Genomic DNA, 21,327 nt, shown 5'->3' with positions numbered 1-21,327 from the left:
GCTTTATGGCCTGTCAATGTCAGCCTGCACCGGTCAAACCCGATGGCCGTTTTCGTACTGCACTCTGGATTGCCCTGATTATTAATTTGCTGATGTTTGTGGTGGAACTGTTTGGCGGGATGTATGCCCATTCGGCAGCACTCTGGGCCGATGCGCTGGATTTCTTTGGCGATGCCGCCAACTATGCCATTTCACTGGCCGTGCTAGGGATGAGTCTGTACTGGCGTGCCACTGTGGCTTTATTAAAAGGCATTACCATGGCCACGTTTGGCTGTCTGGTGTTGGCCAAAACGGTCTATAACTATATGCAGGGCATTCCCCCGGAAGCGATTACCATGGGGGTAATTGGTGGACTGGCCTTAGTGGCCAACGTAGTGGCAGCCGTGATTCTGTATCGCTTTCGTGATGGAGATTCCAACATGAAATCGGTCTGGCTGTGTAGCCGTAATGATGCAATTGGCAATGTTGCGGTGATTCTGGCGGCAGTAGGGGTGTTTGGAACGGGTAGTTTATTGCCGGATATTATTGTCGCGGTGATTATGGCAGGGCTGGGTTTAACTGCGGGTTATCAGGTGATTAAAAAAGCCTGGGCGGAGAGACGGGAAAGCCGAGCTGTAGATCAGTGTGCATAAGGACGTTGATATAACATCAAATCAATGGGTGATATAGAACTCGACTCATTGAGACAAATAAAAAACCGGTCAATCTGACCGGTTTTTTTAGTTCTGGAAAAGCTTATTTTTCCACGAATGCACGTTCAATCACGTAATCGCCTAAAACGCCCATACGTGGTGATTCTTTTAAGCCGTGTTGATCAAGCAGCGCAGCAACATCATCCAGGAAGGCTGGGCTACCACACAGCATCGCGCGGTCAGTTTCCGGGTTAAAACGTGGTAAACCGATTTTCTCGAACAATTGACCAGATTCAATTGCAGTGGTGACACGACCTTGAGTATGGAAATCTTCACGTGTTACCGTTGGATAATAAACCAGTTTTTCTTTCGCGCCCAGTTCCGAGAAGAATTCGTGGTTTGGAATTTCGTTCAGAATCAGGTCCTGATACGCCAGTTCAGAAATATAACGTGTACCATGAACAACAATGATTTTTTCAAAACGTTCATAGGTTTCCGGATCACGAATCACCGACAGGAACGGTGCAAGACCGGTACCTGAAGACAGCAGGTATAAGTTTTTACCCGGATTTAAGTCATCGAGTACCAGAGTTCCGGTTGGTTTGCGAGAAACCAGCAGTTCATCGCCCACTTTAACTTTTTGCAAAATCGAGGTTAATGGACCATCTGGCACTTTAATCGAGAAGAATTCCAGCTCTTCTTCATAGTTGGCACTTGCAATCGAATATGCACGCATCAAAGGCTTACCATTCACTTCAAGACCGATCATTACAAATTGACCGTTTTTAAAACGCAGTGCAGTGTCACGAGTCGTTTTAAAAGAGAATAAAGTGTCATTCCAGTGGTGGACGTGAGTAATCTTTTCGACGTTAAAAGCAGCCATTAAAGGTCTCAATAAATTATCAAATTAGAACAGGTTGCTATTCTAATCTAAATTCATACTCGATAAACTGAATATATTTAATTGAGCTTATCAAAAAAAGTGATTATGACTGATCTGACCTTGCCAATTATCGGGATTATGAAATCTCCTTATAAAGAAAAGTTTGGCATCCCGCGGCAGCCGAATCTGGTTCAGGTCGAATCCTATATTGACATGCTGGAACCTTATAACGATTTGCTGGCCTTTGAGGGCATTGAAGCATTTAGTCATTTGTGGTTGCTGTGGCAATTTCATGACAATAAAAACCAGCAGCAGACAAAATTCCGTGCTCAGGTGCGGCCGCCGCGTTTGGGTGGTAACCAGAAAATTGGAGTATTTGCGACACGCAGTATGTACCGGCCGTCACCGGTGGGCTTGTCAGTGGTGCAATTAAAACAGGTGAAAAAAGTCGGCAAGGCAGTACGGGTTTATGTGACCGGGAGTGATTTACTCGATGGTACACCGATTTTAGATATCAAGCCTTATATCCAGTATTCTGATGCGGTCATGGAGGCGCAAAGTGGCTATGCGCAGGATGAGCCTGAACGTAAACAGGTGGTGTGGACAGAGCAGGCCGCTGTACAAAAACAGCAATTGTTGCAGCAGCATAAAATTAGCGCGCAGATGCTGAGTGAGCTGGAACAGGTGTTGTCTTTAGACCCGCGTCCGGCTTATCAGGAGGATGAAACCCGGCTCTATAAAATGCACTTTGCCAATATTGATGTCGGATTTCTAGTACAGCCAGATCAGGTGCTGATTCAGATGTTAGCGCTTAAGCCGGCTTAAACATAAAATAAGCCATCGCAATCAGCACCGCCATATGCAGAATTTGGGCCGGTGCAAAATACAAGGCAAAGCGTGGTCCGCCAATTAAAAAGGCATTCACGCATTTGGCCAGTGCATGTGCACCCAGACCCAAAATCAGCGCATAAAACAGGGTTAAATTGCTGGGCGAGCCTTGGGTAATTACCGCGGCAGCGGCAGCGTGAATTTCAAATAAGGATGCCAGGAAGGTTCCGGCAATTAAACCGGTGCTGCCCAGTGCCTGATCCAGTCCGTAGACCATGGCTTGAATCAGGGTGAGCGTGACCACAATAATCGCGGCCTCTTTGAGGCTAAACATGCGGCTATCGGCTTCTTTGGCTTTTTGCTGTGAGCCGGTATTTTTTCTGAGCAGCCAGTAACCCACCGCCACCAGAATCATAATCGCCACTGCACTCGGTACCACAAATACCTTAAACCAAGACAGATTAATCCCCACAATAATAATCAGAATCTGCAACAGTGTCGCCACGCAGGACATGAGCGCCGCGCCCGCATTAATCTGGGCATCGCCGCGGCCGGAACGCACTTCCATGCCTAAACTGGCAATGGTGGCGGTACTGGACACAAAGCCGGACGCAATTGAGGATAGCATCAGTGCATTATTGGTGGACAGCAGGCGCTTGGCGATATGCGCCAAAGCCTGTACCGATAAAATCAGAATCAGCAGTTTTAAAATCACATAAGGATTGAGCACATTGCCCCATAAGGGGGTATCTGGCGTCAAAGGCAGGGCAATCAGAACCAGTGCCAGCAGGAACAGACCATCACGCAGCTCTGCTTCGGTAATCCATGTGCTGACAATGCCGTGCATCAGGTGTTTGGTCATGAGCAGACCGGTTAAAATAACCGCCAGACCAGCCGCCAACGGAATATTCCACAAACAGAGCGCGCCAATAAAATAGGTCATAATAAAGGCCAGTTCGGTGGTCGCACCCGGGTCTTCAACCTGATTTTTAAGCGAAAACAGCCCAACTCCGCCAATAATCACGGCCCCGACAATACCAAAAACTGGCCCTAGCAAAAAGCAGATCGCACCGAGCAAGGCACACACGGCAAAGGTGCGCACCCCGGCAAAATGATGGTTGGCTTCATTGTGCTTGCTGCGTTCACGTTCCAGACCAATTAACAGGCCACAGCCAAGTGCGGCTGCAAGCATAGTCATCAGCTCCTGAAAAGAGGTACTCAAGATTGAAGGGGCAGTTAAAAATTCCATCTTTATATCCCGCGGCAGTGGGGCGACGTCTCCATCATATAATTGATTCTGTGAAGATTGCTATGCGGAACTGTATGTTTAATTTGCAGGAGCTGCGCTTGATGCGTATCTGCATCAGATTTTCCAGTGGCAAAGGCAGGCGGGAAAAATAAACTCTGCTATAGTGTGCTGATGTTGGGGGAACAAAAACAATGAATTTTAATTTTGAAATTGATACCACCTGGTGTTTAGAGCAATTATTAAAAGATGGCCGGATCAGCGAACGCGATAAAATGCTGGTACAGACCACGCATCGCCAGCGTGAGCAGCTGAAATGGCATCCGTTGCAATGGATTGCGCATTTTAACCTGACCGATCAGCAACATCCCCAAACCACATTGACACTGAACCGTTTATGTCAGTGGCTGGCAGAAAAGACCGAGCTGCCTTTTTATGTGATTGATCCGTTAAAGGCCGATGTGGCCGCTTTAACCGCGGTGATGTCCCAGGAATTTGCCCTGCGCAATAAAATTCTGGCGGTAGAGATTCAGCCCGATGCGGTGTTCATTGCCACCGATCAGCCGTTTATGACCGATTGGGTCGCCAATTTAGAACACAGTTTATTGCCGCGTAAAATCCAGCGCGTGCTGCTGAGTCCAGAGCAGTTACAGCGTTATCTGGTAGAATATTATCAAGTCAGTCGTGCGGTCAGTGGTTCACAAAAAGCCGCAGCACATGACCGTGAAAATAAAGGTGTCGAAGCCTTATTACAGCTGGGCGATACCCAAAACCCCGATGCCAATGACCAGCATATTGTTAAACTGGTGGACTGGGTGCTGCAGTTTGCTTTTGAACAGGGCGCCAGTGATATTCATTTGGAGCCACGTAAAGACAAGGGTAAAATCCGTTTCCGGATTGATGGCGTACTACATACCATTTATAACATGCCGGCCAATACCTTAACTGCGGTCATTTCACGGATTAAAATTCTCGGCCGCATGAATGTGGCAGAAAAACGCAAACCCCAAGATGGCCGTTTAAAAACCCGTACTCCCAAAGGTCAGGAAACCGAATTGCGTCTTTCGACTTTACCGACGGCTTTTGGTGAAAAACTGGTGATGCGTATTTTTGACCCGGAAGTGCTGGTACGCAGCTTCCAGCAGCTCGGTTTTGAAGAACGTCTGTTACAGGGCTGGCAAAGTCTGACCGGTCATAGTCATGGCATTATTCTGGTCACCGGGCCGACCGGTTCGGGTAAAACCACCACGCTGTATTCATCACTGAAACAGCTGGCCACCGATGAAGTCAATGTCTGTACCATTGAAGACCCGATTGAAATGATTGAACCGAGCTTTAACCAGATGCAGGTCAATCAGGGCATTGAGCTGGGCTTTGCCGATGGCGTGCGCGCGCTGATGCGTCAGGACCCGGATATTATTATGGTCGGGGAGATTCGTGATCAGGATACGGCCAATATGGCCATTCAAGCGGCATTAACCGGTCACCTGGTGTTATCGACCTTGCATACCAATGATGCGCCGTCCAGTCTGACCCGTTTGCATGATTTAGGTGTGCAGCCTTTTTTAACTGCAGCCACCATTCTGGGGGTATTGGCGCAGCGTCTGGTGCGCAAGCTGTGTCCGCATTGCAAACAGGAAGGCATGATTAATACCAATGAATGGGAACATCTGACGTTTGACTATGTCATGGAGATGCCGGAAAAAGTTTATAAGCCGGTGGGCTGTGAAGCCTGCCGTCAGACCGGCTATAAAGGCCGGATCGGGATTTATGAGTTTATGCCGCTGAGTCTGGACACCAAACAGCTGATTGGTGCCAATGCTGATCTGACCCAGTTACGCCAGCAGGCCAAGAAAGAAGGCATCGAGCCGCTGCGGATTGCCGGGGCGCGTAAAGTCATGGCCGGTATTACCACCTTAGAAGAAGTACTGCGGGTGGTGCCGTTAAACTAAAACCCCAAAAAGTGAAAAATTTTTGAATATGAGGAAATCTTAAGATTCAGCTCATCTTGCTTTGTTTTAATGACTACATCGAAACGAACAACACTGAATGAGGAAAGACAGATGAACCTATTTTCAAAAGCACTTTTAACTGCAGGTCTAGTGGGCGCAACTACATTTGCTGTTGCAGATACCGCAGTGAACCAGTCTGCATTGGCGCAAGCAACCACGGTGAAACAGGCGTTAACCATGAAAGATGACAGCAATGTCCAGCTGAAAGGTTATATCGTAAAAGCCATTGGTGATGAAAAATACCAGTTCCGTGACAGCACTGGCACCATCACAGTAGATATTGATGATGACCTGTGGAATGGTAAAGCGATTTCTGCCAAAACTCCAGTGGTGATTACCGGTGAAGTGGACATCGATTATAAACCATCTAAACGTGTTGAAATTGATGTCGAGCAGGTTCGTTTCTAAGCCGACCTTTTAATCAGATTGATTGCAGCTCCACGCAAAACCACATGCTCCATGCATGTGGTTTTTTTGAATCTTGTGAAAAATCAGGCATGATGTAAAAAAGGCTAGAGTAGAACCAATGCGTATTTTACTGGCAGAAGATGACGCCTCTCAGGCAGAAAGTATTAAAACCTGGCTGGAAATGGACGGTTATAACGTCGATTGGGTCGAGCGTGGCAATCATGCCATTTTGGCCATTGAGCAGCATCACTATGATTGTGTGCTGCTGGATCGTGGCCTGCCGGGCAATACCGGCGATGAAATTCTGACCGCTTTGCGCCGTAAACAGTTGGATACCCCGGTGATTTTTATTACCGCCAAAGACAGCATTCAGGACCGGGTCGATGGACTGGATTTAGGCGCCAATGATTATCTGGTCAAGCCTTTTAGTCTGGAAGAACTGTCAGCACGGGTGCGCAGCCAGTTACGCACCCGGCAGACTCAGCCCGATCATCAGATCCGTTTTGCCAATTTGCTGTTAGATACTCAAGCCAAAACCTTAACCCAGGATGGCCACGCGGTGAATTTAACCGCTAAGGAATTTCAGATTCTGTATAAATTAATGCAAAAGCCCGAGCATGTGGTAACCCGGGAGCAGCTGGAAGAATCGCTGTATGCCTGGGGTGATGAAATTGAAAGCAATGCCATTGAAGTGTTTATTTATCAGCTGCGTAAAAAAATTGGCAGCCATTTAATTAAAACCATTCGCGGTTTGGGCTATCGCATGCAGCAGGAACAGGCGTAAATGAAGCAAACGGGTGCGGTTTCTTTACAGAAAACCCTGGTCAAAACCTCGGTACTGAGTTCGATGATTGCCGGCCTGCTGGCACTGGTGCTGCTGTTTGCCGTGTCAATTTATCAGACCATGCAGCTGCAAGATGAAATCATGGATGAAGCGGCCGATATGCTGTTATTGCAGGATATTAGCAGTGGCGCTGGCGAGCAGGTTGATGAACTCACTGAACAGTTCAAGATGCATTATCAGCTGCGACTGGGTCAGCAGACCTTAACCGAAACGGAAGATTTTCCCTTAGCACCAGCTACAATCACACAGCAGGAAGAGGGATTTTCCTTTGTCTGGGCGAATCAGCGTTTATGGCGCGTTTATGTGGCCAGTGATGATGACTTAAGCGTATTGATGACCCAGAAAATGAATGTCCGTTTTCAGGAAATCTGGGCCACCGGTCTGGGCTATGCCGCGATTTTAATTTTACTGTGGCTGATTCAATGGGGCATTGTGCATTTTGCCATTCATAAACAGTTCCGCTCTTTACAGGCCTTATCTGCGCAAATTGCGCAAAAGCATGTGCAGGATCTGAGTCCGGTACAAAGCACCCAGCCAGAATTGCTGGAATTACAGCCGATGGTGCAGCAGTTAAACCGTTTGCTTAGCCGGCTGGAACATTCTTTAGAAGCCGAGCAGCGTTTTACTTCTGACGCCTCACATGAATTGCGTTCGCCGCTTTCCGCCATTCAAATGCGTTTGCAGGTGTTAAAACGCAAATATCAGGATCAACCGCAATTAGCGGAAGATCTGGCCCAGATTCAGCGCGATGTCAACCGCGGCACTCAGGTACTGGAGAATCTGCTGTTACTGGCGCGTTTAGACCCGGCACATCTGCAAGACTTGCCTATAACCGAGGTTGATTTACAAAAGCTGGTGCTGGATGTGCTCGAGGCCTTGGCACCGTTTAGTCTGGAAAAGCAGATTAAACCGCGCTTGCAGTTACAGCCGGCGATCATTCAGGCCAATCCGGAATTGCTATATACCTGTATCCGTAACCTGATCGACAATGCCATCCGCTATGCCACACAGCAGGGTGAGGTGGTGGTCAGTATCAATGGTGATGCTGAACAGGTGCAGCTGTGTATTGAAAATAATGGTCAACAGATCAGTGATGAGGTGTTACAACGTCTGGGTGAGCGTTTTTATCGGGCGCTGGGCACACAAACCCAAGGCAGTGGTCTTGGTATTTCGATCTGTAAAAAGATTATCAGCCTGCATCAGGGCCAATTGCAGTTTAGCCGTTCAGCTTTAGGCGGTTTACGGGTGGAACTGAGTTTGCCCGGTGTGAATCAAAAATAACAAAATCGAAAATAACAACATTGAGTTCAATCTTGAGATACGCATGGGCAGTTAAAAAGCAGTATGCGCTGATTCATACTGCTGCTTCCCACGATTATTATTATTCAGATATTGTTCTTATTTGGTGAGAATAAGGCGATTATTACGGGTAAGGCGTAGGCGGTATTCTTCTCCGGCATGCATGATGCGAATTTCACGACCGAGAGCAAACAGGTTATTAGAATGTAACATTGGTAAGGCATACTGTTGATCTGCATTACGGCTAAACAGGCTAAATGGTGCGTTCATTCCTTCGACTCCGTGGTGTATGTTGAACGATATAAATGATAATCATTATCAAATATATCTGTCAACGCTTGATTTGGGGAATTTATAAAAAGTATAAATTTGCTTACACTTGCTCATATTTCAAAAACAGGACGTTTCATGTCAAAGCCACATCTACATATCGCGATTGGGATTTTATTGCATCAGACCCAGGTCCTGGTCGGCTGGCGCGAAGCCAAACAGCATCAGGGCAATAAGCACGAATTTCCCGGCGGCAAGGTAGAGCAGCATGAAACGCCAGTGCAGGCCTGTCGCCGTGAAGTGCGCGAAGAAGTAGGCATTGACCTGATCCAGTGGCATGAGTTTGATTTTATCCGGCATGAATATGAAGATGTGATTGTCAATTTGCATGTGTTCCATGCCTTTGTGCCGGCGGCGTTGCTCTCAGACATCCAGCAACCGTGGACCTGGTATAAACGGCAGGATTTGGCTCGTTTGAATTTCCCGCAAGCCAACCAGCGTATGCTGCAACGCCTCTACTGGCCTGAATGTATCAAAATTAGTGAAGACTTAAACTGTCTGGATACCCCGGATACCCAGCAACTACTGTATTGGCGAGTTGCGCCGGCACCGGAACGCAGTATTGAGCTGGCCGAGCAGAATATTGGCTGTTTAAAATCATTAATTGTTAATCTGGAACTGTGGAAGCAGCTGAATAGCGTGCAGCAGGTCTCGGTCGCTGCCATCCATTTAAAGCAGCAACAATGTCTGCAATTGCACAAGGGCAGCCTGCAGGCCGGTCAGCGTTATATTGCTGCCTGTCATGATCTGGAATCGTTACAACATGCGCAGAATATTGGCTGTGATGCTGCAATTTTAAGTCCAGTGCTGCCAACAGCCAGCCATCCGGATACTCCGGCATTAGGCTGGGCACAATTTCAGAACTGGGCCAAACAGGTCGATATTCCGGTGTTTGCCTTAGGCGGGATGCATCGGCAGGACTTGGCGCAGGCCCAGCAACACCATGCCTATGGTATTGCCGGGATCCGCTTTATGGATGCGTTGGATAGCGCTTCAGCCTAAAGTTGTTTCAGCGCTTGCTGTGCCTGTTGCACGGTACGGCTATTGTTTTGTAGCTGGCCGGCTTTTTGAATAATCAGCCATAATTGGCGTTTCATCGCCGGTGTTTGTGCATAGCTCAGACCACGGCGGGCCAGGGCTTCTGCATTTTTCGGCTGTTTTTTCTGGTTCGCCACCAGCCCTAAATACATATAGGTTTCAGCCGATTGCGGTGCCAGACGCTGTGCCTGTAAGGCGGCAGCTTCGGCACGCGCCCATTGTCCCTGACGATAAGCCGTCTGGGTCTGCTGCATCAGTTTCTTAAACGCTGGTAAAGAGCGGCCATCTTCAAAACGCTGCTGTACTTTTTGTTCAGGAACCACGACCTGTAATTTCTTGCGCTGAATTTCTTCCTGTTCATAAGGATGAATCACCACGCCGGTGGGTGTGCGAATGGTTTTTCGTTCAGTCATTTTTTCTTGGTCCGGTTGCGGTGCCGGCTTGGATTCCGGCAGGCTTTGACAGCCCACCAGTCCAGCCAGTCCCATCCCCAAGATCAGATATTTCAAGGTCATTTAATTAAGGGTCCACTTATTGCGTATAACTGCCGCTTGAAATGATGCGTGCATCATTTTCGGAAAGTTGTCTTTCCATCTCGGCTTCACTTTCCTGGATATAATTCTCGATACTGTCACTGCTTTCAGGTACAGCTTGGTAATATTCGGTATCCGGATTGTAAACCGGCTCAACCTGATAATGCGGTAAACCACAGGCGGTGGCCTGACGCGGCACATGATTGCGATAAATCGGAATATACATCGCACCAGCACAGCCTTGAGCCGACAAGTGACCAGAGTCACGGTCAATCCAGTGCCACTGTACGCTGTCCGGCTGGCGTAGATTCACCGGCTTCTGGCGCAGCTGACGCATCACATTGCTCCACACCGGCAGGGCACCCGATGAACCTGTCAAACCGGTGACTTTGTTATCATCCAGCCCTAACCAGACCACGCTTAAATAGTTACCCGAATAACCGGCAAACCAGGAGTCGCGGGTATCATTGGTGGTGCCCGATTTACCGGCCAGTTTTAAATCGCTGGACAGGCTGTTATAGGCTGCACGTCCGGTTCCTGCACTCATTACCTGTTGCAGGCCATAATTCAGCATATAGGCCGCAGACGGTTCAATGGTCTGCTGTACTGACAGGCCATAACGCTCGAGCAGACGACCATTAGAATCGACCACCGCGCGAATGGCTTTGGTTGGATACTGGAACCCACCGGTGGCAAAGTTGCCATAAATATTCATCACCTGCATAGGCGATAAATCGACTGCACCCAGATAAATGGACGGATACTGTGGAATATTTCCGCTGCTGACGCCAAATTTAATCAGATGGTTACGGAAGGTTGATAGACCAAATTCCTGACCTAAACGTACCGCCGACAGGTTATAGGAATTGGCCAGCGCTTGCGCCATCGGGACTACGCCATGTTCGCTGCCGCTGTAATTACGCGGTGTCCAGGACTTGCCGGCAGATGGAATACTGATTTCGGTATCCTGTACCGGACTGGCCCAGTTATAGCGACCCGATTCCAGCGCGCTTAAATAGATGACTGGCTTCAATAGCGAGCCGACCTGACGTTTGGCATCCAGCGCACGGTTAAAGCCGGTAAAGTCTTGGGTAGAGCCGACTGCAGCCACCAGTTCACCATTTTCAGGATGGGACACCAGCACCGCACCTTGCAAATCTTTTAAACGGCGCGGATTGGCATTGGCCAGACGGTTTACTGATTCTTTAAATGCACTTTGTACCTTGGTCTGTGCAATTGGGTCTAAAGTGGTAAAAATCCGTAGTCCCTGATTGGTCAGATCACCTTCCTGATATTCAGCACGTAACTGACGACGCACAATGTCCAGAAAATCCGGGAAGCGGGCAGGGCCCATGGTCGGTTTGGCAATCACATTTAACGGACGCGCGGTTTCGGTTTCATACTGTTCCTGCGTCAGATAGCCCATCACCAGCATATTGTTCAGTACAATATTACGGCGTTTTTCTGCCGCTTCCGGATTACGCCATGGATTATATAAAGACGGTCCCTGCACCAGACCAACCAGAAAAGCCTGCTGGGCAATATTCAGTTCACGCAGCGGCAGACCAAAATAGAACTGTGAGGCCAGACCGTAACCATTAATAGAATAGTTGCCGTTTTGACCCAGGTTCACTTCATTTAAATAGGCTTCCAGAATTTCATCTTTGTCATAATGCAGCTCAATTAGCATCGCCATCAGCGCTTCATTGGCTTTACGCTTTAATGTACGTTCCGGGGTCAGATAAAAGTTTTTCACCAGTTGCTGGGTCAGGGTCGAACCGCCCTGACGTTTCCCGCCGGTAATATTGCTGACAATGGCACGCGCAGTCCCGCGAATCGACACGCCATGATGCAGATAGAAATTACGGTCTTCGGTGGCAATTAAGGCTTCAATTAACGGTTTTGGCACCCGGTTCAGTTTAATCAGCACCCGGTCTTCATTGTGCTGCGGATAAATCCCGCCAATCAGCATGGGCTCTAAACGGGCAATACCGGTAGTCGATGGTTTGGTTGCACTGACTTCAGCAATCTGGTTATTGGCAAAGCTGACTTTGAGCACCTGTTCCGGTTCAACACTTTCACCAAAATCGAAGCCGCGGGTATGTACAAACAAGGTATCACCCGCATCGACATAGCTGCCGGTTTTGTTATAGCTTTCTGCGCTTTTATAGCCTAAAAGTTTTAATTCCTGCACGAAATCGGCTTTATTGAGCGGTGCATTGGTATAGATTTCCAGCGGACGAGCAAAGACCTTGGCTGGAATGTCCCAGCGCTGTCCTTCAAATTTATCTCTAACAATATTATCTAATCGAATCAGGTAGATACTTAATGCCAGAAATGCCCCAATCACCAGTATACAAAATAGAAGTGCAATAATACCTATGCCACGTTCAGACTTCATAAATCGCAATAAAACCCTAAGAAATTAGGCTAATCATGCGAAGCTTTTACATAATTTGCAATATTTAATCTGTGAATGAAGCGGCCAATCGAGGAGAAAAAACGGTTGGATTCAGATTTCTAAAGTTTTTTTAAAACATTCGGGTTAGTGCTATTATAGTCAACGGATCGTAGCGGAGCGATGTCGTAGGTGCAAATTTCACACAAGAACTTTCGTAATATCGGATTGATTGGACGTCCTGGCAAAACTTCGGTCGTAGAAACGCTCAGTTTAATTCATGATCATCTGCTGAATTTAGGCCTGCATCCGGTATTTGATGCAGAAACAGCAGAACTGGTCCCTTATCCGAACACCCAAACCGTCAGCCGCGCCTTGCTGGGCGAAGTGGTTGATCTGGTGATTGTGGTCGGCGGTGATGGCTCGTTGCTGCATGCAGCGCGCGCGCTGGTCAAATACAATACGCCGGTCATCGGGGTAAACCGTGGTCGTTTAGGCTTCCTGACCGATATTAAACCCACGGAAGTCATCTTCAAGCTGGATCAGGTATTAAAAGGCGAGTTTCAGCTGGACCGCCGTTTCCTGCTGGAAATGGAAGTGCGCTCCAAAGGTGAAGTCATTTATGAAGCAGTGGCTTTAAATGATGTGGTGCTGCATTCCGGTAAATCGGTACACATGATTGATTTTGACCTGAATATTGATGGTCAGTATGTTTATCGTCAGCACAGTGACGGTTTAATTGTATCCACGCCTACTGGTTCTACCGCCTATGCCTTGTCTGGTGGTGGCCCGATTGTGCATCCGAGTATGGATGCGATTGTGCTGGTACCGATGCATCCGCATACCTTGTCTTCACGCCCGATTGTGGTGGGTGGACAAAGCGAAATTAAAATCCAGATTCGTGAAAACCGTGTCTTGCCAATGGTCAGTGCCGATGGTCAGCACAGTGTTTCACTCAGTGTCGGGGACAGTTTGCATATCCGCAAGCATCCCTATAAGTTAAACCTACTTCATCCACCGGGTTATGACTTCTATATGGCATGTCGTACCAAGCTCGGCTGGAACCAAGATTTTGATTCTTTGCAACAGCAGGATTTATGATGAATATTGAACAGATGCTGGCCGTACTCAATCCTGAAATTGTTGGTCGTCTAAAAACCGCGGTAGAGATTGGTAAATGGCCGAATGGTGTGGCGTTGACCAAAGAGCAGCGCGAAATTTGTATGCAGGCCGTGTATGCCTGGGAAATCCAGCATTTACCGGAAACTGAACGTAGCGGTTATATCGACCGTGGCACCAAGGAAGAAGGTGAACAATGTGATGATGATCATCACAAAAATGAAGATTTCCAGCCGATCAAGTTTATTTAAACTTTAAGGAAACGGATTCATGCAAAAAAGGTAAGCCGCGGCTTACCTTTTTTATTGGCAGTCTTTTGTGGCTTAAGCATTTAAACGCGCAGCCCAGAATTGCTGTGCTTTGTCCATGGCTGCTGCAAAACTGTCGCAGACGCCCATGGTATACAGCGCGATGCCCATGGTTTCCACCACCGCCACTTCACCATAGTCATGCGATTGCTGGCCTTCCCAGACGGCTTTAAATACCGCCAGGTCCAGTTCTTCTTCAATCGGGCTGCGGTTGTCGGTCAGCTTTGGCAATTCATGTTCATACAGCTCGCCGTTACGAATGCCACAAATTAAGGTTTTGGCATCCGGATTCCGTTCAAACTCGCCGCCTTCACCTTTAATCACCGCACTGTTCAGATAGCCCAGTTTAAACGCCGACTGTTGATGGGAACTGCGATAGGCCGGATGGAAAATGGCCTGTACCGTGGCTTTGGCATTAAAGGGGTTAATCAGCCGGGCAAGAGTATGAATAGGTGAACGCAGGCCCATTACATTCCGTAGCGCAATCAAATCGGCCAGCACCGGAGAAATCACGTCTAAAGGCAGATAGGCAAAATGACGCTGCTGTAATTGCTGTTCGACTTCCGTATCTGACTGGCAGATTGGATAGCCTAAGTATTCCAGCACCTGTTCGGTATAGACCCGGTTAATGGTATGCCCAGCAGCGCCGTGCATGACAATATTAAAACCCTGTTTGGCCAGAGTCAGCGCGGCCAGTAAAAACCACGGATAATGTTTGCGTTTCCCGGCATAGGAGGACCAGTCCAGATCTACATCTAAAGCTTTAAACTGCAACTGGTCACGGGTGGCCTGAACAAAGCCGGCCAGTTCATCGACCGATTCTTCCTTGACCCGCAGCAGCATCAAAAAAGCACCGAGCTGAACATCGAGTACTTCCTGTTTCAGGATCATGGAAAAGGCCTGATAGGCTTCTTCATAGGTGAGGGAACGTGCACCATTTTTGCCTTTTCCCACAATACGCACGTACTGGGCAAAAGGATGTTCAACGTCTTTATAAATGTTTCTTTTCGTGCTCATGTAACTGCCTGAATCTCAAATAAATGGCGCCGGTCGCTTCCCACAATATACACATGTTTGCGGCTTTTTAAAAACCGTATGCTTTGCTCGGATTTAGACTAATGTCTAAGCTGCTTCTGCTTTAAAGTTCGCCAGTTCTCGCTGTTTTTAGCAGCACTACATTTGAATTTTAGGTAAAATTCGCAGCGTTTTATATTGTTTTTTATTTTTACTCATCTCCTGTTCTAAAAAGCCGCTTTTGCGTTTGAGCCTGTTTATTCTGGCGGCTCAAAGTAAGCCCGACTTTTGCCGATGAAAATAAAGCGTTGAATGTTTTGAGCTATCGCTCAAGGCAGTGTATGCCTGTTGTTTTAAAAACAGGCAGAACAGGTCGTGGGTAAAAAATCAAGGGTATTTGTCCTCGGGACAAGAACAAAAGTAGATCTGTTATGGCCAAACAACCTATTTATAAATCCCTGTACTTTCAGGTGATTATTGCAATTATTGCAGGTATTCTCGTCGGTCATTATTCTCCTAGTGGCACACAAATTATTAATGGCGTGGAACAGTATGTTCCAGGTCTGGGTGAGCAGCTGAAACCCTTAGGTGATGGCTTCATCCGTTTAATCAAAATGATTATTGCGCCGGTGATTTTCTGTACCGTGGTGAGTGGTATTGCTGGTATGGAAAGCATGAAATCGGTCGGTAAAACCGGTGGCGTGGCATTACTGTATTTTGAAATTGTCTCTACCATCGCCCTGATTATTGGTCTGGTGGTGATTAACGTCTGGAAACCAGGCGTTGGCATGAACGTTGATCCAGCTTCTTTGGATACCACCGGTATTTCAAAATATGTAGAAACTGGTGAAGCGCAATCTACAGTCGAATTCCTATTAAATATCATTCCAAATACCGTGGTCGGTGCCTTTGCCCAGGGTGAAATCCTGCAGGTGCTGATGTTTGCCATCCTGTTTGGTTTTGCCTTACACCGTTTAGGGCCAGCAGGTAAGCCGGTCTTGAAACTGATTGATCAGATTTCGCATGTGTTCTTTAACATTGTTAACATGATCATGAAAGTTGCGCCAATTGGTGCTTTCGGTGCGATGGCCTTTACTATTGGTAAATACGGGATTGGCAGTCTGGCGCAACTGGCGCAGTTAATTATCTGCTTCTACCTGACCTGTGTGCTGTTTATTTTTATCATACTCGGCAGTATTGCGCGCATGACCGGTTTCAGTATCGTAAAAATGATCCGCATGATTCGCGAAGAATTACTGATTGTATTGGGGACCTCATCTTCAGAATCAGTACTACCGCGTATGTTGAAGAAACTGGAAATTGCCGGCTGTGAAAAATCGGTGGTGGGTCTGGTCATTCCAACGGGTTATTCCTTTAACCTGGATGGTACCTCGATTTATTTAACCATGGCCGCAATCTTTATTGCTCAGGCCACCAATACACCTTTAGAACTGCATCATCAGATTACTTTATTGCTGGTGCTGTTGATTTCTTCTAAAGGCGCAGCAGGGGTGACCGGTTCAGGCTTTATTGTGATGGCGGCAACACTGGCGGCTGTGGGTCAGATTCCGGTGGCCGGTCTGGCGCTAATTCTGGGTATTGACCGCTTTATGTCTGAAGCACGTGCTTTAACTAACCTGGTGGGTAACTCATTGGCAACCATTGTTGTAGCGAAGTGGGTCGGTCAGCTGGATCAGGAAAAGCTGCAATATGCATTAAATAATCCGGAAGAAATTGACCGCAAGATGGCAGAACAAAACCAGCAATCTGCTTCGGCTTAACAGCAGGGCGGTGACTAAAGGAAGCTTCGGCTTCCTTTTTTATTACTTGGCAGTCAATAAAAAAGCCGGGAAAAGCCATGACAGTACGCTTTAAAATGCATAGCATGGGGCTGAATGTAAAACAAGAATGTATACCCTACAAGGATGGACTATGCTGGCTTATGATGCAGATTTAGAATTATTCCGTGACAACTTCCGCCGCTTTATGAGTGAACAGATTGCCCCGCATTATGAACAGTGGGAACGGGAAGGAATTATGCCGCGCTCGGTCTGGAACCAGCTGGGTGAAAACGGCTTTTTATGTGTAGATGTACCGGAACAGTATGGCGGCTATGGCGTACCGACCCATTATTCGCTGATGCTGGTGGAAGAATCGGCACGTGCTGGTTATAGCGCACTGTCTACCGGTATTTCCTGTCATTCAGAAATTGCTGCGCCGTATATTTTAAATATTGGTTCAGAAGAACAGAAACAGTACTGGCTGCCCAAAATGGTTAGCGGTGAAGTGGTCGGTGCGATTGGTATGACCGAGCCGGGTGCTGGTTCTGACTTGCAAGCCATGCGCAGTCATGCCATTTTGCAGGATGATCATTATATTTTAAATGGTTCTAAAACCTTTATTTCTAATGGCCAACATGCCGATCTGGTGGTGCTGGCAGTAAAGACCGATCCGCAGGCACGCGCCAAAGGCGTGTCTTTATTATTAGTCGATACCCATCTGGATGGTTTTAAGAAAGGCACCAACCTCGACAAGATTGGCCTGCACGCTCAGGACACCTCGGAATTGTTCTTTGATAATGTAAAGGTACCTAAAGAACAGTTACTGGGCCAGCCGGGACAGGGCTTTGCCTATTTAATGCAGGAATTGCCACGTGAACGGACTGCGATTGCCGCCACCGCCTTGGGCGCTATCCGCGGTTCGATTGACATCACCACGCAATACGTCCAGGAACGTCAGGCCTTTGGTCAGAAAATTGGCCAGTTCCAGAACAGCCGTTTTGTTTTGGCGCAGACCAAAATTGATGAGCTGGCCACGGCTGCGTTTTATAACCAGAATGTCGAGCTGTATATGCAGGGCAAACTGGATGTCGAAACCGCAGCAGCACTGAAAAGCTTCTCGACCGATATGCAGATGAAAGTGGCCGATCAGCTGCTGCAGCTGTTTGGTGGTTATGGTTATATGACTGAATATCCAATTTCTCGTTTCTTTGTCGATGCCCGTATCCAGCGGATTTATGGCGGCACCAATGAAATTATGAAAGAGATTGTGGCGCGCGGTTTATTGGGCCGTTAAGTCCTGTACATCAGACCAAATGAAAACACCCGCCCAGCATCGACTGGGCGGGTGTTTTTTGGTGGGTGTGTTTCTGAGACTGATTTTAATGCAGGCTGAGCACATGCAGACTTTCCCGAATAAAGATCGGCAAGTCTGCTGGTGAGCGTGAGGAAATATACAGGTTATTGTCATTCACTACCGCCTCATCAAAATACACGGCGCCGGCATCCATCAGTTCCAGCATCACCGGGGCAATGCTGGTCATGCGCCGGCCTTTGACCACACTGGCATGGATCAGCAGTTGCGGACCATGACAGGTGCTCATAATCGGTTTCTGGGCATTGGCAAAATTTCGGACAAAATCGACAAAACGCAGATCATCACGCAGTTGTGCCGGAGATTGGCCGCCGGGAATCAGCAGCGCATCAAAATCATGAATGGTCACATCATCTATACTTTGGTCGATGGTCACCGAGCTGCGCCGTTGATAACCATAGACAATATTGCCGGCCTTGTTTTCAACATTTACCACGCTATGCCGCGCTGCACGGAAGGCGTGGATCAATTCTGGATAGTCTGCATCTTCATAATCATGGGTAATCAGCACCGCGATTCTTTTTGACATTATTATTCTCCGAATTGCTTTAAATAAAAGAGTAAAGGGGAAAAAGCAAAATTTCATTGCTGCTTTGTAACCAGTTTTCTTATTTCTTTTTCAAGTTAAAATTTCTGGAATTTTATTCAATATTTATGGGCGTTATTTTCTATGTAAGTAATTATGACGCCTGTTCAGTTTACGCAATAAACTTGCAAAATCCTATCACTATTCATCGAATTCAGATGCAAAAGCTATCGGCTGATTGGAAAAAGGCCCTGTTTCATCTGCTTAAATTCGCTACACTCTGGATGGAAAAACAGGCAAAGCGTCGTGACTTGTTCAGAATTATTCATGAGCCATAGCTGCTCAATTGATAAACAATCTCATAAGTTGCAGAGAGTTTAACCAACTGTTTGTTTTTAAGACTGAATCAATCAAAGTTGTATTGCGCAACATTTGAAAGCTAACTATTGTTATACTGTTTGCATACCGTTTATGAAGGGCGACATAACAATGATCAACGACGATCAAAACACAACGACTTCTCTTGACCTGAACAATATTCGTGAGGAAATTGACTCTGTAGACATGCAGATTCAACAACTGATTAACCGTCGCGCACGATTGGCAGAAGCGGTGGCCAAAGCCAAATTTGCCGCTGAAGAGAATCCGCTGTTTTACCGTCCGGAACGTGAAGCACAAGTTTTACGTAATGTTATGGATCGCAATGAAGGCCCATTGTCGGATCAGACCATGGCGCGTTTATTCCGTGAAATCATGTCGGCCTGTCTGGCACTGGAAGCACCGCAAAGTATTGCCTTCCTGGGGCCTGTTGGGACTTATACCCATTCTGCGGTACTCAAGCATTTCGGTCATGATGCCCTGGTGCGCCCTTTACAAACCATTGATGAAGTCTTCCGTGAAGTGGAAGCGGGTAGTGCGCATTATGGTCTGGTGCCGGTAGAAAACTCCTCTGAAGGGGTGGTGAACCATACCTTAGACTGCTTTAAAACTTCGAATTTGAATGTGATTGGCGAAGTTGAATTGCCAATTCATCATCAGTTCCTGATTTCTGCAAATACCCGTAAAGACAGCATTAAACAGATTTATGCTCACCAGCAAACGCTGGCACAGTGCCGTAAATGGCTAGATGCGCATTATCCTGGGGTGGAGCGTGTGGCTTTAAGTTCCAATGGTGAAGCGGCGCGCCGTATTCGTAATGAATGGCATTCTGCGGCCATTGCTTCTGAAATTGCGGCAACCATTTATGATCTTGAAATCATGCACAGCAATATCGAAGACAACCCGGAAAACACTACGCGCTTCTTGGTGATTGGCCGTGAGAAAGTGCCACAAAGCGGCAATGACAAAACTTCATTGTTGGTGTCTGCACATGACCGCGCTGGTGCCTTGCTGGAAATTCTGGCGCCATTTGCCAAACACAACATTAGTCTAACCAGTATTGAAACCCGTCCGGCTTTACCTGAAAAATGGGCCTATGTGTTCTTTATTGATCTGGAAGGTCATATTGAGCAAGACAATGTTAAAGCTGCGATTGAAGAAATCCGTCCATTGGTGAAAGAAGTCCGTGTACTCGGCTCTTATCCGGCGGCAGTTTTATAAAATTCTCTGGTGGCCGTGTGCGCTGCATGCGGCTGCTTTTCACCTGTAAATCTGGAAGTAAAAAATGTCGTTTGTCCCAGCCAATGAAGGCATCTCTAAGTTAAAGCCATATCAACCAGGTAAGCCGATCAGTGAACTTGAGCGCGAATTGGGTATTACCGATATTGTGAAATTGGCATCCAATGAAAACCCGTTGGGCTGTTCAGACAAAGTCAAAGAGGCCGTGGCTGCCGAGCTGGCAGAAATTGGTCGTTATCCAGATGGCGGTGGTTTTATTTTAAAAGACCAGATTGAAGCGCAGTTTGGTTTTGGTCATGAACGGATTACTTTGGGTAATGGTTCAAATGACCTGCTGGAAATGTTTGCCCGCGCTTTTGTGTCCGAGCAGGACTCAATCGTATATAGCCAGCACGCCTTTGCGGTTTATGCACTGGTAACTCAGGCCATTAATGCACAGGCCATTGAAGTACCAGCCAAAGGTTTCTCGCACGATTTAGAGGCGATGGCTGCAGCCATTCAAGCCAACACCAAGCTGGTGTTCATTGCCAATCCGAATAACCCGACTGGCACCTGGTTTGAAGAAGCTGAATTTGAAGCCTTCATGCAGAAAGTACCGGCCAATGTAATTGTGGTACTGGATGAAGCCTATGTGGAATACTTCCCGGAAAACTTCAACAGCCTGAAATATCTGGATCAGTATCCAAACCTGATTGTTAGCCGTACTTTATCGAAGTGCTATGGTCTGGCAGCGCTACGAGTTGGTTTTGCTCTGGCCTCTGTACAGGTGACTGACTATTTAAACCGTATCCGTCAGCCATTTAACGTGAACCATTTAGCTATGGTGGCAGCTGTAGCAGCGCTGAAAGATGAAGCCTTTATCGAAAAATCACGTGAAGTGAACAAGGCTGGTATGGCGCAGCTGGAAGCGGGCTTTAAGGCACTGGGCCTGAACTATGTGCCTTCACGTGCCAACTTTATTCTGGTTGATGTACAGGCTGATCCGGCACAAACCTTCAATGCCTTGCTCAAAGAAGGCGTGATTGTACGTCCGGTTGGTATTCCAAACCATCTTCGTGTATCGATTGGAACAGAAGCAGAAAATGCCAAATTCCTGACTGCACTGGCGAAGGTGTTAGGTCTGGACGCAAAGGCATAAG

The 21,327-nt window shown here is 47.3% G+C and carries 20 protein-coding genes; 13 read left to right on the top strand and 7 right to left on the bottom strand.

Annotated features, from left to right (window positions below; all coding sequences use genetic code 11):
* The first annotated feature begins 5 nt into the window (after positions 1 to 5).
* On the top strand, positions 6 to 632 hold the full coding sequence (locus tag F905_RS07130) for a cation efflux transmembrane domain-containing protein (protein WP_005179055.1): 627 nt from the start codon (positions 6 to 8) through the stop codon (positions 630 to 632).
* Positions 633 to 735: 103 nt separating this feature from the next.
* Here the strand turns inward: F905_RS07130 and F905_RS07125 are convergent, their stop codons facing one another.
* Positions 736 to 1,515: a ferredoxin--NADP reductase gene (locus F905_RS07125; protein ID WP_005179053.1), complete on the bottom strand. Its 780-nt coding sequence runs from the start codon at positions 1,513 to 1,515 to the stop codon at positions 736 to 738.
* Positions 1,516 to 1,620: 105 nt separating this feature from the next.
* On the opposite strand from F905_RS07125, the gene tsaA reads away from it, so the two are divergent.
* A complete protein-coding gene (tsaA, locus tag F905_RS07120) occupies positions 1,621 to 2,340 on the top strand; it encodes a tRNA (N6-threonylcarbamoyladenosine(37)-N6)-methyltransferase TrmO (RefSeq protein WP_005179050.1) in 720 nt (239 codons plus the stop codon).
* Here tsaA and F905_RS07115 read toward each other — a convergent pair.
* Positions 2,327 to 3,592 (bottom strand): MgtC/SapB family protein, encoded by a 1,266-nt coding sequence (locus F905_RS07115; protein WP_171065085.1) that lies wholly within the window; start codon positions 3,590 to 3,592, stop codon positions 2,327 to 2,329. The two genes, tsaA and F905_RS07115, sit on opposite strands and share 14 nt — an antisense overlap.
* Positions 3,593 to 3,783: 191 nt before the next feature.
* On the opposite strand from F905_RS07115, the gene F905_RS07110 reads away from it, so the two are divergent.
* The 4 genes from F905_RS07110 (at position 3,784) to F905_RS07095 (ending at position 8,134) form a co-directional block, all read left to right on the top strand.
* On the top strand, positions 3,784 to 5,541 hold the full coding sequence (locus tag F905_RS07110; protein ID WP_005179045.1) for a type IV pilus assembly ATPase TfpB: 1,758 nt from the start codon (positions 3,784 to 3,786) through the stop codon (positions 5,539 to 5,541).
* A 111-nt stretch (positions 5,542 to 5,652) separates the two neighbouring features.
* Positions 5,653 to 6,009, top strand: a complete 357-nt coding sequence (locus tag F905_RS07105) for a NirD/YgiW/YdeI family stress tolerance protein (protein WP_005179042.1) — start codon at positions 5,653 to 5,655, stop codon at positions 6,007 to 6,009.
* 118 nt (positions 6,010 to 6,127) lie between these two features.
* Positions 6,128 to 6,793 (top strand): response regulator transcription factor, encoded by a 666-nt coding sequence (locus F905_RS07100; protein ID WP_005179040.1) that lies wholly within the window; start codon positions 6,128 to 6,130, stop codon positions 6,791 to 6,793.
* Positions 6,794 to 8,134 carry a sensor histidine kinase gene (locus F905_RS07095; protein ID WP_005179038.1) on the top strand — a complete coding sequence of 447 codons (1,341 nt, stop codon included), beginning with the start codon at positions 6,794 to 6,796 and terminating at the stop codon, positions 8,132 to 8,134.
* A 117-nt stretch (positions 8,135 to 8,251) separates the two neighbouring features.
* Here the strand turns inward: F905_RS07095 and hemP are convergent, their stop codons facing one another.
* Complete coding sequence (hemP, locus tag F905_RS07090) at positions 8,252 to 8,422, bottom strand: hemin uptake protein HemP (protein ID WP_005179034.1); 171 nt, start codon at positions 8,420 to 8,422, stop codon at positions 8,252 to 8,254.
* Positions 8,423 to 8,560: 138 nt separating this feature from the next.
* On the opposite strand from hemP, the gene F905_RS07085 reads away from it, so the two are divergent.
* Entirely contained in the window at positions 8,561 to 9,484 is a 924-nt protein-coding gene (locus F905_RS07085; protein ID WP_005179031.1) for a thiamine phosphate synthase, read from the top strand.
* Here F905_RS07085 and F905_RS07080 read toward each other — a convergent pair.
* Both F905_RS07080 and mrcB read right to left on the bottom strand, forming a co-directional pair.
* Positions 9,481 to 10,035, bottom strand: a complete 555-nt coding sequence (locus F905_RS07080; RefSeq protein ID WP_005179025.1) for a hypothetical protein — start codon at positions 10,033 to 10,035, stop codon at positions 9,481 to 9,483. The two genes, F905_RS07085 and F905_RS07080, sit on opposite strands and share 4 nt — an antisense overlap.
* 16 nt (positions 10,036 to 10,051) lie before the next feature.
* Entirely contained in the window at positions 10,052 to 12,454 is a 2,403-nt protein-coding gene (gene mrcB / locus F905_RS07075) for a penicillin-binding protein 1B (protein WP_005179022.1), read from the bottom strand.
* A 189-nt stretch (positions 12,455 to 12,643) separates the two neighbouring features.
* Here mrcB and F905_RS07070 point away from each other — a divergent pair, with 189 nt between their 5' ends.
* Both F905_RS07070 and F905_RS07065 read left to right on the top strand, forming a co-directional pair.
* Positions 12,644 to 13,552, top strand: coding sequence for an NAD(+) kinase (locus tag F905_RS07070; protein WP_005179018.1), 909 nt, complete (start codon positions 12,644 to 12,646; stop codon positions 13,550 to 13,552).
* Positions 13,552 to 13,821 carry a YeaC family protein gene (locus F905_RS07065; RefSeq protein WP_005179016.1) on the top strand — a complete coding sequence of 90 codons (270 nt, stop codon included), beginning with the start codon at positions 13,552 to 13,554 and terminating at the stop codon, positions 13,819 to 13,821. Before F905_RS07070 ends, F905_RS07065 begins: the two co-directional genes overlap by 1 nt.
* Positions 13,822 to 13,893: 72 nt before the next feature.
* Here F905_RS07065 and F905_RS07060 read toward each other — a convergent pair whose 3' ends face one another.
* A complete protein-coding gene (locus tag F905_RS07060; RefSeq protein WP_005179013.1) occupies positions 13,894 to 14,895 on the bottom strand; it encodes a glycosyl transferase family protein in 1,002 nt (333 codons plus the stop codon).
* A gap of 428 nt (positions 14,896 to 15,323) precedes the next feature.
* Here F905_RS07060 and F905_RS07055 point away from each other — a divergent pair, with 428 nt between their 5' ends.
* Together F905_RS07055 and F905_RS07050 are read left to right on the top strand one after the other, a co-directional pair.
* Positions 15,324 to 16,673 (top strand): dicarboxylate/amino acid:cation symporter, encoded by a 1,350-nt coding sequence (locus F905_RS07055; protein WP_005179011.1) that lies wholly within the window; start codon positions 15,324 to 15,326, stop codon positions 16,671 to 16,673.
* A gap of 151 nt (positions 16,674 to 16,824) precedes the next feature.
* Positions 16,825 to 17,967 carry an acyl-CoA dehydrogenase family protein gene (locus F905_RS07050; RefSeq protein WP_005179008.1) on the top strand — a complete coding sequence of 381 codons (1,143 nt, stop codon included), beginning with the start codon at positions 16,825 to 16,827 and terminating at the stop codon, positions 17,965 to 17,967.
* An 85-nt stretch (positions 17,968 to 18,052) separates the two neighbouring features.
* Here the strand turns inward: F905_RS07050 and F905_RS07045 are convergent, their stop codons facing one another.
* Positions 18,053 to 18,574, bottom strand: a complete 522-nt coding sequence (locus tag F905_RS07045; protein ID WP_005179007.1) for a type 1 glutamine amidotransferase domain-containing protein — start codon at positions 18,572 to 18,574, stop codon at positions 18,053 to 18,055.
* Positions 18,575 to 19,060: 486 nt separating this feature from the next.
* On the opposite strand from F905_RS07045, the gene pheA reads away from it, so the two are divergent.
* Together pheA and hisC are read left to right on the top strand one after the other, a co-directional pair.
* The gene (pheA, locus tag F905_RS07035; RefSeq protein WP_005179005.1) at positions 19,061 to 20,170 is read left to right on the top strand and encodes a prephenate dehydratase; all 1,110 of its coding nucleotides are present in this window, start codon (positions 19,061 to 19,063) and stop codon (positions 20,168 to 20,170) included.
* Positions 20,171 to 20,234: 64 nt separating this feature from the next.
* Positions 20,235 to 21,326, top strand: a complete 1,092-nt coding sequence (gene hisC, locus F905_RS07030; protein ID WP_005179004.1) for a histidinol-phosphate transaminase — start codon at positions 20,235 to 20,237, stop codon at positions 21,324 to 21,326.
* The last annotated feature ends 1 nt before the right edge of the window (position 21,327 follow it).

This window comes from Acinetobacter sp. CIP 53.82 (assembly GCF_000369465.1).
Classification (GTDB): Bacteria; Pseudomonadota; Gammaproteobacteria; order Pseudomonadales; family Moraxellaceae; genus Acinetobacter; species Acinetobacter indicus.
Note: the sequence above shows the minus strand (reverse complement) of the source record. Positions and strands in the feature narration are given on the sequence as shown.

Excerpts from the sequence above, each read along its gene's own strand:
- tsaA (WP_005179050.1), top strand. The coding sequence starts at position 1,621 with ATGACTGATCTGACCTTGCCAATTATCGGGATTATGAAATCTCCTTAT.
- F905_RS07060 (WP_005179013.1), bottom strand. The coding sequence starts at position 14,895 with ATGAGCACGAAAAGAAACATTTATAAAGACGTTGAACATCCTTTTGCC.
- F905_RS07095 (WP_005179038.1), top strand. The coding sequence starts at position 6,794 with ATGAAGCAAACGGGTGCGGTTTCTTTACAGAAAACCCTGGTCAAAACC.
- F905_RS07055 (WP_005179011.1), top strand. The coding sequence starts at position 15,324 with ATGGCCAAACAACCTATTTATAAATCCCTGTACTTTCAGGTGATTATT.
- F905_RS07105 (WP_005179042.1), top strand. The coding sequence starts at position 5,653 with ATGAACCTATTTTCAAAAGCACTTTTAACTGCAGGTCTAGTGGGCGCA.
- F905_RS07125 (WP_005179053.1), bottom strand. The coding sequence starts at position 1,515 with ATGGCTGCTTTTAACGTCGAAAAGATTACTCACGTCCACCACTGGAAT.
- F905_RS07065 (WP_005179016.1), top strand. The coding sequence starts at position 13,552 with ATGAATATTGAACAGATGCTGGCCGTACTCAATCCTGAAATTGTTGGT.
- F905_RS07080 (WP_005179025.1), bottom strand. The coding sequence starts at position 10,035 with ATGACCTTGAAATATCTGATCTTGGGGATGGGACTGGCTGGACTGGTG.
- mrcB (WP_005179022.1), bottom strand. The coding sequence starts at position 12,454 with ATGAAGTCTGAACGTGGCATAGGTATTATTGCACTTCTATTTTGTATA.
- F905_RS07050 (WP_005179008.1), top strand. The coding sequence starts at position 16,825 with ATGCTGGCTTATGATGCAGATTTAGAATTATTCCGTGACAACTTCCGC.
- F905_RS07100 (WP_005179040.1), top strand. The coding sequence starts at position 6,128 with ATGCGTATTTTACTGGCAGAAGATGACGCCTCTCAGGCAGAAAGTATT.
- F905_RS07085 (WP_005179031.1), top strand. The coding sequence starts at position 8,561 with ATGTCAAAGCCACATCTACATATCGCGATTGGGATTTTATTGCATCAG.
- hisC (WP_005179004.1), top strand. The coding sequence starts at position 20,235 with ATGTCGTTTGTCCCAGCCAATGAAGGCATCTCTAAGTTAAAGCCATAT.
- F905_RS07115 (WP_171065085.1), bottom strand. The coding sequence starts at position 3,592 with ATGGAATTTTTAACTGCCCCTTCAATCTTGAGTACCTCTTTTCAGGAG.
- pheA (WP_005179005.1), top strand. The coding sequence starts at position 19,061 with ATGATCAACGACGATCAAAACACAACGACTTCTCTTGACCTGAACAAT.
- hemP (WP_005179034.1), bottom strand. The coding sequence starts at position 8,422 with ATGAACGCACCATTTAGCCTGTTTAGCCGTAATGCAGATCAACAGTAT.
- F905_RS07130 (WP_005179055.1), top strand. The coding sequence starts at position 6 with ATGGCCTGTCAATGTCAGCCTGCACCGGTCAAACCCGATGGCCGTTTT.
- F905_RS07110 (WP_005179045.1), top strand. The coding sequence starts at position 3,784 with ATGAATTTTAATTTTGAAATTGATACCACCTGGTGTTTAGAGCAATTA.
- F905_RS07045 (WP_005179007.1), bottom strand. The coding sequence starts at position 18,574 with ATGTCAAAAAGAATCGCGGTGCTGATTACCCATGATTATGAAGATGCA.